This window comes from Vibrio sp. R10-SG3-ISO3, assembly GCF_059834225.1.
The window spans coordinates 1-11,265 of the sequence record NZ_JCBDHE010000038.1; the positions used below are offsets into that span (position 1 = coordinate 1).

12 protein-coding genes and 1 pseudogene are annotated in these 11,265 nt (G+C 48.8%); 5 read left to right on the plus strand and 8 right to left on the minus strand.

Annotation, left to right across the window (positions count from 1 at the left end):
- Together AC6R1A_RS09030 and AC6R1A_RS09035 are read left to right on the plus strand one after the other, a co-directional pair.
- Positions 1-302, plus strand: a pseudogene (locus AC6R1A_RS09030) (type II toxin-antitoxin system RelE/ParE family toxin); the annotation flags it as partial.
- Positions 289-603 carry a helix-turn-helix domain-containing protein gene (locus AC6R1A_RS09035; protein ID WP_017049537.1) on the plus strand — a complete coding sequence of 105 codons (315 nt, stop codon included), beginning with the start codon at positions 289-291 and terminating at the stop codon, positions 601-603. The pseudogene AC6R1A_RS09030 and the gene AC6R1A_RS09035, both read left to right, overlap by 14 nt.
- Positions 604-649: 46 nt before the next feature.
- Here AC6R1A_RS09035 and AC6R1A_RS09040 read toward each other — a convergent pair whose 3' ends face one another.
- The gene (locus AC6R1A_RS09040) at positions 650-1,147 is read right to left on the minus strand and encodes a GNAT family N-acetyltransferase (protein ID WP_500632334.1); all 498 of its coding nucleotides are present in this window, start codon (positions 1,145-1,147) and stop codon (positions 650-652) included.
- Positions 1,144-1,416, minus strand: a complete 273-nt coding sequence (locus AC6R1A_RS09045; protein ID WP_017191059.1) for a type II toxin-antitoxin system TacA family antitoxin — start codon at positions 1,414-1,416, stop codon at positions 1,144-1,146. The genes AC6R1A_RS09040 and AC6R1A_RS09045 overlap by 4 nt, the downstream gene beginning before the upstream one ends.
- Before the next feature lie 216 nt (positions 1,417-1,632).
- On the opposite strand from AC6R1A_RS09045, the gene AC6R1A_RS09050 reads away from it, so the two are divergent.
- Positions 1,633-2,199: an HNH endonuclease gene (locus AC6R1A_RS09050; protein WP_500632335.1), complete on the plus strand. Its 567-nt coding sequence runs from the start codon at positions 1,633-1,635 to the stop codon at positions 2,197-2,199.
- A 408-nt stretch (positions 2,200-2,607) separates the two neighbouring features.
- The gene (locus AC6R1A_RS09055; RefSeq protein ID WP_500632336.1) at positions 2,608-2,940 is read left to right on the plus strand and encodes a zinc ribbon domain-containing protein YjdM; all 333 of its coding nucleotides are present in this window, start codon (positions 2,608-2,610) and stop codon (positions 2,938-2,940) included.
- A 68-nt stretch (positions 2,941-3,008) separates the two neighbouring features.
- Here AC6R1A_RS09055 and AC6R1A_RS09060 read toward each other — a convergent pair whose 3' ends face one another.
- The 3 genes from AC6R1A_RS09060 to AC6R1A_RS09070 are packed head-to-tail and all read right to left on the minus strand — an operon-like array spanning position 3,009 to position 6,315.
- On the minus strand, positions 3,009-3,926 hold the full coding sequence (locus AC6R1A_RS09060; protein WP_500632337.1) for a siderophore ABC transporter substrate-binding protein: 918 nt from the start codon (positions 3,924-3,926) through the stop codon (positions 3,009-3,011).
- Positions 3,927-3,931: 5 nt separating this feature from the next.
- Positions 3,932-4,258 (minus strand): DUF2218 domain-containing protein, encoded by a 327-nt coding sequence (locus AC6R1A_RS09065; protein ID WP_500632338.1) that lies wholly within the window; start codon positions 4,256-4,258, stop codon positions 3,932-3,934.
- A 47-nt stretch (positions 4,259-4,305) separates the two neighbouring features.
- Complete coding sequence (locus AC6R1A_RS09070; RefSeq protein ID WP_500632339.1) at positions 4,306-6,315, minus strand: TonB-dependent siderophore receptor; 2,010 nt, start codon at positions 6,313-6,315, stop codon at positions 4,306-4,308.
- Between the two features lie 117 nt (positions 6,316-6,432).
- Between AC6R1A_RS09070 and AC6R1A_RS09075 the strand changes: the two genes are divergently transcribed.
- Positions 6,433-7,359 carry a helix-turn-helix transcriptional regulator gene (locus tag AC6R1A_RS09075; protein ID WP_500632340.1) on the plus strand — a complete coding sequence of 309 codons (927 nt, stop codon included), beginning with the start codon at positions 6,433-6,435 and terminating at the stop codon, positions 7,357-7,359.
- 33 nt (positions 7,360-7,392) lie between these two features.
- Here AC6R1A_RS09075 and AC6R1A_RS09080 read toward each other — a convergent pair whose 3' ends face one another.
- From AC6R1A_RS09080 to AC6R1A_RS09090, 3 genes are all read right to left on the minus strand, one after another.
- Entirely contained in the window at positions 7,393-9,348 is a 1,956-nt protein-coding gene (locus AC6R1A_RS09080; protein ID WP_500626240.1) for a tripartite tricarboxylate transporter permease, read from the minus strand.
- A gap of 9 nt (positions 9,349-9,357) precedes the next feature.
- A complete protein-coding gene (locus tag AC6R1A_RS09085) occupies positions 9,358-10,335 on the minus strand; it encodes a Bug family tripartite tricarboxylate transporter substrate binding protein (protein ID WP_500630637.1) in 978 nt (325 codons plus the stop codon).
- A 118-nt stretch (positions 10,336-10,453) separates the two neighbouring features.
- The coding region (locus AC6R1A_RS09090; protein ID WP_500646174.1) for an isocitrate/isopropylmalate family dehydrogenase at positions 10,454-11,265 on the minus strand (812 nt) is incomplete at its 5' end.

Here is an 11,265-nt window from a genome sequence, read left to right on the forward strand (position 1 = left end):
AAGGTCAGTACCGTAATGAATATCTCAGCGATGATGAGTTTAGGCTTTTTCAAGCTGAGTTAATGTCTAACCCTAAGTAGGGTGACGTGATTCAAGGTACAGGTGGTTTGCGAAAGATTCGAGTTGCAAGTAAAGGTAAGGGCAAGCGTGGTGGTTCTCGCGTTATCTATTACTTCCTCGATGAAAAACGTCGTTTCTACTTGCTGGCGATTTACGGCAAGAATGAAATGTCCGACTTAACCGCAGACCAAAAGAAACAACTAAAGGCTTTTGTGGAGGCATGGCGTAATGAGCAATCGTGATCTATTTGCGGAGTTAAGTTCAGCACTTGTTGAGGCTAAAGAACATTCAGAGGGCAAGCTTACCCTTAAAACTCATCAAGTTAACGACATCAGTGAGTTAAATATCTCACCTGATGAAATCGTGAGTATTCGAGAGCAGTTTAATATGTCTCGTGGTGTTTTTGCTCGTTTGTTGCACACATCATCCCGTACGTTAGAAAACTGGGAGCAAGGGCGTAGCGCACCAAATGGACAAGCTGTAACTCTTCTAAAGTTGGTTCAGCGTCACCCAGAAACCCTGTCGCACATCGCTGAGCTATAACAATTTAAGAGTGATTCGGCACGCGTGGCTAAAGGCTAGCGGTTAACTAGCCTAAGCTTGCTCTCACATCTGCAATGGTAATGAAGAGTTTGTTTTCAGCGTCTTGAAATGCTTGAAAACCATAGCGTTCATAGAAATGTTTTGCTCCGTCTTTGGCGTCAACGACAATAACTGGAAATGCAACGCTATCACTAGCGGCTAATAGCTTTCTGAGTGCGTCGATAAGCAGCCACTCACCAAAGCCCTTCCCTTTGTATCGGTCATCAACAGCAAGACGGGCAATCAGACCACCAGAAGTGGATGATTGGTGTTTTTTTTGTAACTTATTTGGCAATGCCTTTAAGTCAATTGGTGTCATTGTTAGCGTGTAAAAGCCGATGACATGTGAGTTGTCGCTGTCATCTTCCAAAACAAACGTTCTGGTGTTGTCCTTCTTTGCTTGCTGACTCGCCATTACTTTTAAGTAATTATTGAGAGCTTCGATGCCACAGTTGAATCGGTTTCTATCGTGTTTAGCTTTATCTAGAAGTACCGTATTCATCATTGAGTTTTGCTCTCGTATCGATCAGCAGCAGCTTTTAGTTTTGAGTTCTGTGTCGCAGGACGGTCTAAAGCTTCCATCAGCAGCATCGCATCAGCTTGGCTCAGTTTTAAAGCTTGTTCACGTTCGATGACTTGTTTGGCTTTTTCGATTGCAGCGCTTAGAACAAACGAGTTGATGCTAGACATACCGGCGATCGCGGCAGCCTTAGCAAGCAAGTCTTGTGTATCGACATCAACTCTAGCGGTGATGCGAGGCAAAGTAGTCGCCATAATGTTATCTCCTTGTGTGTCAAAATGTCACATGTGTATTATGGTCTTAAAGAGTGCAATAATCAATCCCCGTGTCACTTTGGCACGCAAACTAACCAGTTACTCAAGTGGACGCCAAACTCTCGGCGGTTTTGGTTTGGAGTTTAGTGGGTTTTGCGAGTTCATCGCAGGCGCCATTTAGCAAGGCGTTCTAGTGATAAATCGTATGGACGAAACATGAAATCGGAAAGAGAAAGTATAGAGATTTCAAGAATCATAGATTTTTGGATCGATAAATCCAATGTGTTTAAAGGCTTTATCGATCTGAATGAACCAACTTGCTGGGCTTGCGGTCAGGGGTGGGATGGGCGATACGATATTGTAGGTGGTGATTACCTCAAAGCGTGGGCAAAATGTCCATTGCAAATTTGTCATATAATCCCACATTCTTTGGGTGGTACAGAAGAGCCTTCAAATTTGGTTTTAATGTGCAAGGAATGCCATGATTTAGCTCCAAATACTGCGATTAAAGAGGTGATGTTCAAATGGATGGCAAGTCAAAGTTGGTTTTCTCGTTTCAATGCAAAATTGACACAGGCATTCAATGACTTTGATGCTCCAATTGAAGCTTATGAAAAGCTAATATGTTTATCTCAAAATCCAGATTTTAAACTGTGGGTAAAGGATAAGATTGGTATGCATTGGCCGCAATCTGGGTATAGTGGACTTGGGCATAAATTTACAGTCTCTACTTATGTTGGCCTTCTTAAATATTATTCAGAACATGTAGTTAAATCACTATAACAAACTACTCGAGAGTGATTAGCAACGCGTGGCATTTTTACTATGCGTTGAATTTAGTGATTAAGGTGGTATGCGGCGGCATCGGTATTCCGTTGCTCATTGTGGTTTTGTGCAGGCAGGTGGCGATAACCATAGGCGTTGTGCGCCTAATAGTGTTAACTACCTCGACCATCTACCTTCTTTCGCTCAATCACCAGAAAATATGGCTTACTCTTGGGTGGATATATTCGTAGTGTCTGTTTCTTTTTCTGATGCAGCGCTACGTATTCGTCGGAAAGATTGTCTGGAGGCGCTAATGAAAGACTCGGATGTCGAATTGTCCAAGTGGAATCCACCAAGAAAACATTGCTTTCGCTCGCAAGACGTTGAACACTATCCGTGTGTTTCCTCGCTAAAAGAATGATGAGTATGTCCTTACCTCCTTGCCCGAATTGTCAATCTGACTACGTTTATCAAGACCAATCCCATTTAGTGTGTCCGGAATGTGCTTATGAGTGGAATCCTGATGAGGTTCAGGGTGAGCCACAAGTCAAAGATGCGAACGGAACGCTGCTCAGTGAGGGCGATAAAGTGACATTGGCAAAAGATCTTAAGGTGAAAGGCAGTTCGCTAGTATTGAAAATTGGCACTAAAGCGCTCATTCGTCGGATTACAGAAGGTAAAGATCACCAGTTGGACTGCAAAGTCGATGGGTCCGGTGACATGGTGATTACGGCGCAGTTTGTGAAAAAGGTCCAGTAGCACACCCTTTGGCATTGCCATTGAGTGTGCGTTTTACTCGCGTTTCTAATGTGTGTTGCCTAAGTCCACTACTGAGGCGAGTTGTCGAGGCTACTGGCGACATCATCCAGCATGATCTCGGTCGCATGAATGCCTCCATAGGCGAGATACCATGCAACAGGATCGACGTAGACAATGCGCTGCGCTTTGGCTGCGGGAGTGTGCGCGATAAGCGGATTGTCAAAGAGTTGCTGCGCGGCGCCGTGGGCTTTGCCAGTGGCTTGCTCTCGGTCGAGCACAAACAGTGTTGATGGTTTGGCATCGGCGATGTATTCAAACGAAATCAGTTTACCGTGCGGGCCTGTCTCGCTGGCCACTGTTTGGCTCGATGCGGGCAAAAATCCGAACTCTTCAAAGATGATGGAAAAGCGACTTTGTGGCTCGAAGGTCGAGATTTTTTTGCCACTGCTCATGACCATCATCGCGTCACGTTTCTCAGCGCGAACTTCAGACTGGATGGCGTTAATGCGCTGCTCGGTCTCTTCAATCTTCGACGCCATTTTATCTTCTTTGCCGACCAACGTCGCGATAGCACGCCAGTTCACTTGGGTATCGTGCCAATATTGTCCATTGGTCGTGGACAGCATGAGCGTGGGTGCGACCTCGTTGAGATCATCATAAATGCGCATCATGCGTTCATCGGCAATGATCAAGTCGGGTTTTAAGGTAAAGAGGGTTTCAAAATCGGGCTCAAACAGAGAGCCAACGTTGGTGACCGCCTCACCGTAGTGGGCTAAGTAGCTCGGCATCAGCATATGCACAGCGCCGACTGGCGTGACTTCGAGGAAGTCGAGCGTGTCGAGGGCGCTATGTGTCAACACGACAACCCGTTGTGCCGGCTTATCGAGTTCGATATGGCCTTTGATATGCGAGACATCGATTGATGCCGCATGTGCCGTGCAGGCCATCACGGCCAGCGTGAATTGAAATAATAGACGCGTAAACATGTGCATTACTCCGAAGCAGGTTGAGTCCATTGAATAGCAAACTGATCGCCGCGATAGGCAAACATCTCCAGGTGCGAGGTGAGCACTTGCTTGACGGCGCTGAGCGCCTCGGGGGTTTGTGCTGCGCAGTTAATATCTAAACTGTCGGGTTCGCTGAGGGTGAGTGTACACACCCCATAGGGAAAATAAGCGACGCCTTGGCGTTCGTTATACTCAACCTCAATCTTGCGACTGAAATGTCGACATAAAGTGGTGAGGTAGCGCGCGCAGTGCTCAGAACGAATCTGAGTATGAACCTGGCAATGGTTAGGGGAGGGTTGGTTGGATTCCATAGCAATGTGCGCCTTAGGCTAAAGGCCCAAGGCGCGTCTCCTTATCATTAGAATTCGTAAGAGGCGGACAGTTTGTAGTTGCGCCCGGGTTCTAGATCATCCAAGGTAGCGCCACGTGCGGCACCAGAGCGTGAGGCGTGCGAGGTGTAGGCTTCATCGAAAATGTTGTCTATACCAAAGGTGACCTGCAAGCGATCCAGTTGGCTAGGGCGCCATTGAGCATAGAGATCGTGCGTGTTATACGCTTCTTTAACCGGCTGATCCTCTTGAACATTATCTTCTTCCAGCACGATGATGGATGTCCAACCGACGGTGGTATCAATCGCTGCAAACTCATAGTCGATGCCGAGCGAAATTGAGTCACCGACGTCCATACTGCGTCCGTTCGCTGCAATCAGTGGGCCGCCTGTGGATTGGTTGGTGGTGTCACTGCGAGAGTAGGATGCTCGCGCACTCAGAGCCTGATAGCTGTAGGCTGCGCTGAGCTCAAAGCCTTTGATCTCCGCATCACCAATGTTCTCAATCAAGTAACTGCCATCATCTTGGTAGGATTCACCGATGTAGTCGTCAATCTCGTTTTGGAACAGCGTTAGGTTCGCACTGATGGCATGCTGGTCAAAGCGTTGGAAGTAGCGAGCGCCCACTTCGCTTGAGAGGCCAGTTTCTGCCTTAATATCGTCAGCGAGATAGGCGACATCTTGATAGGCGATAAAGGTTTCAAGCAGCTCCGGGCCCTTAAATAGACTGCGAGTGCTGGCAAAGAGCGTCCATTGCTCGGTGATATCCCAATCGGCGCCAAGCGCCCAAGTCCACTCGTTAAACGTGTCCTTGCTGGTTTCGGCATCACGGATGTAGTGGTCATAACGCAGGCCCGCTGTCAGTGCGAAACTTGGCGAGAGCTGAATTCTGTCTTCGAGATAGCCAGCGCTGCTTTTTGCATGCTCTTGCATAAATGGCGTACCCCCATAGGCGCTTTCGCTGGTCTTATCCATGTATTCAAGCCCATAGGTGAAGCGATGCCCACGCTCAGCCAACATTAGATTAGACTGAAACTGAGCGGTGGCACCCAAGTTTTGGTTTTTAGCGGTGTTCTGGCTGTGTCGGTTGGCTGGCCAGCGGCCAGTAATTGCTGACTCGTCACGATCGATTTGAGTGGTACTGGAATAGAGCGTGACTTTACCTTGATGGTTGTCGCCCCGCAGTTCATAGGAGCCCGTAAAGGTGTCGCGGTCATACTGAGTCGGGATTAAGTCTTCACCAGAGAGCTCAGTGTTGGCACTGCCACCCATATCCGGTCTTGGGCTGTAGTCGCCCTCATCACGGTAGAGGTCATAGCTGAGCTGAAAACGATGCAGATAAGAAGGCTCATAACCCAGTTTGAACAGCATATTGCCGACATCGCCGGCTGCGCCATAGGTGGTGTCACCATTGCCGTCTTTAAAGTCATCACGTTCGACGTAGTTCGCGTACACCATCGCATCAACATTATCGTTCAAGAGACCATATGCGGTGACAGAGCCTTGACGACTGTCGTTGCTGGCGACACCACCATACACACGGACGCCAAAGCTTTCGTTGTAACGCAGCAGGTCTCGAGCGTCTTTCGTCTCAAAATAGACCGCACCACCAAGGCCTGATTGGGTGACGGAGTTGTTGCCCACTTGGATGTCGACCGCTTTAAGGATGTCGGGGTTGAGTGTGAGGTTGCCGATATGGTGGAACATATTGGCGTGCTGCGATGCGCCATCGAGGCGAATGTCTAAGTCCGTTTCCCCGAGGCTACGAATGGTAATGCGTTGGTTAACGGAATGAGTACCGCCGACATCGACGCCGGGTACACTGCGCAGTAGATCCGACATGTGATCCGCTTGCTTAATGGAGATGTCTTGATCGCCCAAGAACTCCGAGCTGCTCGAAACTTGAGTGCCCCAGACTGTGAGCGTTTCATCGCTCGTGTTGTCGCTTTGGGTCTCGGCATAGGCACCGCCGCTGAGTGTGACCGCAATGGCCAAGGCTAGAGTCGATACCGAAACGATCGGTTGGTGATGTGAGTTCATGAACTCCCTCTTACATATTGTAAATGATAATTAATATCATTAATGTTATGCTACACCGCTAGTACATGAACAGCTTTTATGATTATGCAAAATCGCCAACTTGTTATGAGGAAAGTTATGCATTCAAAACAGATCACCCCGTCACTGTTTCGCATGGAAATGGCGGACGGGATTAACGTCTTTGGCGGCGGGCAGAGGAGTCAGCAAGAGAGCCTAGTGATCGCCCCTGCGACGCCATCGGTGATCTTTACCGTGCTGTTAGATGGAGATTTAGAGTTTGGTTATGACCAGCTTGAATGTACGCTTAGTGCGCAACCCCAGGCGCAAGTGATGGCCGTCAATCTCGTTCACCCTTCCAGTTTTTGGCGAAGTGTAGAGAAAGATCAGTGGGTCGAGAAAATTCACCTTGTGTTGCCGCGAACTTGGTTTGAAGCAAAACCGCTTGAGGGTGGCGCTTTTCGTACTTTTTACTCCGCTCACCTCGCCAGTGCTCATTTTGATTTGCCGAGTGAGGCCGCTAAGGAAATACAGAGACTGCTTCGCACGCCGCCCCCCGAGACGATTGCCAAACGCATCGAACTGGAAAGCAACATCCATCAGCTGCTTCTCCAATTGATGAACCAGCTGTGTGCGTGCGAGGTGACTCAGGCCCCTCATCCTAGCGCGCGCCAAGACGTCGAGATGGCGGAGATTGTTGCCTTTATTGAAACCCATTTAACGCAGGCGCTGACTTTAGAGGCTATCGCTGAGTTTGCGCATATGAGTATTTCGTCGCTGCAGAGACTGTTCAAAGATCACATGAACATGACCGCTGCTCACTATGTACGGCGCAGAAAGCTGAATGATGCCAGAGTGAAACTGGCGACCGGTTGCATGACGGTCAGCGAAGCCGCTTACAGTTATGGTTATCGTCACCCCTCCAATTTCTCTCTCGCGTTCAAAAAACAGTTTGGTTACTCACCAAATCGGGTGGGTGAGAACGCAAACCTTGAGCACAAAGAGCTAAGGGCGAAGCGAGTATTCACTTCTGAATGCCCAACGTAGCCCATTGTTTGAACGGGCTACGTTGGATCAGTGTTAAAACCATAACCCAGTGGGCAGTCTGAGTAAAAGTACATCGCGCATCAGCAGATAAAACATCACCACGATAACAAATGAAGCGGTGAGGTGTTTACTCATAGAGCAGGTTTCTATTTTATCGAAGTTCGCGATCAACATAATGGCAACAAAGGCGAGTAACGAGGATAGCCCAAAACCAAGCGTGGTCATCAAGAGCGTCCAGAGGGCCATAATGGCAATCAGAGCGCTTTGTCGCATAGTTGGGCTTATATTTAGCGAAGACCAATTGACCGTATCGCTAGCGCGCCATACTTTACCGATGAGTAATACTGCCAAGACCATCATGGCGACCACAATATAAGTGGGAAATACTGCGCCTAGTTTAGACATGCTCTGCGTTTGATTGAGCAGCAGGCCACCTATGACGATGAGCAGTGCACCGATCGCTATGGTCGAGCCTTTGTGATCTCTTGGCGTGTCAGAGGGAGCAAAGTTATGCTTTTTTGCTGCCCAGAGCGGGAACACAAGCGCAATGATTGCACATATAATGATGCCAATAGAGATGGGGCGAGCAAAAAACATCTCGAAGACTTTACCTTGCGCCGAGCCTATCAAATAGGCCTGAACAAACCCTTGTTCTGCGATCTTTCCTAGTACTAAGCCAAGTACAATTGGCGAAGCACTGAAGCCAAATTTACCTAAGAACCACGCAAACACACCCAGTATGAACATCATAAAGGTGTCATGAGGGTTGCTGTGAATCGCATAACTCCCAATAACGGTTAAGAACGCGACGGTGGGGACCAACAACTGTTTTGGCGTTTTGGCAATCGAACGATAGGCATATTTTCCAAGAATTAAACCGACGGGCAGCATCAATAGCGTTGCGATGATCAAACCGTAGATAAAGGTGTAGACAATGCTGCCTTGTTCAGTGAACAGTGATGGACCGGTCTTAATGCCTTGGACTAGCAAAGCCCCAAGTATGATTGCATCAGGTGGCGTACCAGGAATGCCAAGCACCAATGTTGGGATAAAACCACCGCCAACGGTCGCGTTATTGGCAGATTCGGTCGCGACGATACCATCTGATGCGCCTTCCCCAAATTTTTGATCTTTCTTCGCATTGCGGCGAGCTTCTGTATACGCCACTAATCCCGCAATAGAACCACCTGCACCGGGTAGGATTCCGACGACGGTGCCGATAATGGAGCTTCGCATCAGATTGAATTTACTGTTTTTGATCAGAGAAAAGGCGCGTGACAACGACGATTTCCCTGATACCTCAGCAAAATCTAGATGAGGGGTTTTGTTCGCGACTAGGTCGATGATCACTGGAACACAATACAATCCAATGATTGCAGAGGTAATATCAATTCCGCCGAGCAGTGAGACCTGATCAAAGGTATAGCGGACGTCACCACCGACTACCGCCACGCCAACCGTAGAAAGCAATAAGCCGATGCAAGCGCCGATCAAGCCTTTGAGAGTGTTGCCCACCGAAAGAGACGATATGAGTGTCAGACCAAAAACCGCCATCCAGAAATATTCTGATGGACCAAAGGCCAAGGCGACTTGAGCGAGTGGTGGTGCCAGCATCAATAAGGCAAGGCCACCCACGATACCACCTCCTACTGAAGCGAACGTTGCCAGAGAAATGGCAAGGGCCCCTTCTCCTTTCTTAGCCATTGGATAGCCATCGAACGTCGTCGCGATGGCAGAAGGGGTGCCCGGAGTATTAACCAAAATTGCTGCAAACGCCCCACCATAGATAGCTCCGGTGTAAATTGCACCGAGGACAATCAAGCCCGAAGCGGGGCCCATCACATAGGTAAAAGGGACGAGAACTGCCACCGCCATGGTGGCAGACAATCCTGGCATTGCTCCGATTACTGTGCCGGCTACGACACCAACCAGTGCGAGTAACAGGTTGATCGGTGTGAGTGCATCAAGTAAATAACTAAGCAATTCCATCGTGAACCCCTATTTAACTAGCCCAAGCAGTTTTGCTACTTCTTGGTTTTCAGCTTTGTTTTTTTCAATAAATGCCTCCATCTCTTGATAAGGGATGTCGGTAAGCACAAATCCGTTGCTCTCCATTTTTTCCACAAAATCAGGGTCTTTATTGATATCGCCGATAATTCGAGAGAGCTCCACACGAATGGCCTCTGGGGTCGATTTCGGAACAGCGACGCCGCGGTATGCCCCTCCCACTAAATCGATGCCTAGCTCCTTGAACGTTGGGACATCTGGAAACGCCGCGAGACGCTCTTCTGCCGAGACTGCGAGCATGCGCAGTTTGTCACCAGCATTCGCCCCAGATGTGGCGTAGTTGAAACCTGCGGTCACCTGGCTACCCATTAGCGCTGTCATGGCAGGACCAATACCGCTAAATGGGACGTAGGTTGTTTTCACTCCCACCTGCTTATCAAACGATACCTGACCAATATGATTGGCTGAGTTGGATCCTGAGCCTGCAAACGTGACCAGTCCTGGATTGGCTTTTGCGTAATCGATCAGTTCAGGTAGGCTCTGGAATTGACTGTTTGCCGGGACGAAAATCGCGTTCGGAGTGTAATGAAAATAATAAATGGGCGTGAGGTCATCGGTCGTGTAGCCAGACTCCTTAACAATCGGCTGCATGATGGTGTGAGGGATATTTATCCCCATCACGGTATAGCCATCACCTTCCATACTGTTGAGCTGTGACCAAGCTACTGCGCCGCCCGCACCGGGTTGATATTGAATGACGGTTTTCACACCTGCGTGTTTTTCAAACACGGTCTGTTGAAAGCGTGCAGAAAGATCAGACTCGCCACCGGCGTTAAAGGGCAGAATATAATTAATGGGTTTGCTGGGGTAGTCATCGGCTGCAAACAGGGAGCCAGACAGCGATAGAGCACCGGCAGCCAGTGTTGTGAGCAATGGTTTAGTGATATAGCTTAACTTACTTGTTTTCATTGTTTCGTCCTCGTTATTGGTTCACTTAAGCGCGAAGCGGGTGACGATTTTTTATCGTTCTTATTTCGCGCCTTGATATTCTTTGTTCGATGAGCTCCTCTAAATGTGTGACGAGTTTTTAATGGTTGTGGATGTAGTCAATGACCGCATCGGTCACTTGCTTAGTGGTTGCTTTCCCACCAATGTCGGGTGTGCAAATCCCTTCGGAAGACACCGACTCTATGGCACTCATCACCAGGCGAGCGGCTTGATGTTCGCCTAAATGCTCGAGCATTTGGACTGCAGTCCAAAAGGTCGCGATAGGATTGGCAATTCCTTGTCCAGTGATGTCGAACGCAGAGCCATGGATCGGCTCAAACATTGAGGGATAAGGGCTATTTGGTGCGATGTTTGCTGTCGGAGCCACTCCTAGACTGCCTGCTAAGGCACCGGCAAGATCGGAAAGGATATCGGCGTGAAGGTTAGTGGCGACGATAGTATCGAGTGATTCAGGGTTAAGCGTCATTCTTACCGTCATTGCGTCAACTAGCATCTTGTCCCACGTGACATCAGGGAACTCTTTCGACACTTCCTCTGCAATTTCGTCCCACATCACCATCCCGTGGCGTTGAGCATTAGACTTGGTGACCACGGTCAGGAGCTTACGTGGACGTTGCTGCGCAATCTCGAATGCATATCGCATGATTCTGGTTACGCCTGCACGGGTAAAGATCGATACTTCCGTTCCTACTTCTTCTGGAAAACCTTTGTGCGCGCGTCCGCCGTGACCTGAGTATTCGCCTTCCGAGTTCTCTCGGACGATGACCCAATCTAGGTCGCCTTTGGTTCTTCCCTTGAGGGGGGATGGGATTCCTGGGATGATTTTGGTTGGACGAACATTGGCGTATTGGTCAAAACCTTGGCAAATCTGCAGTCTTAAGCCCCACAAGG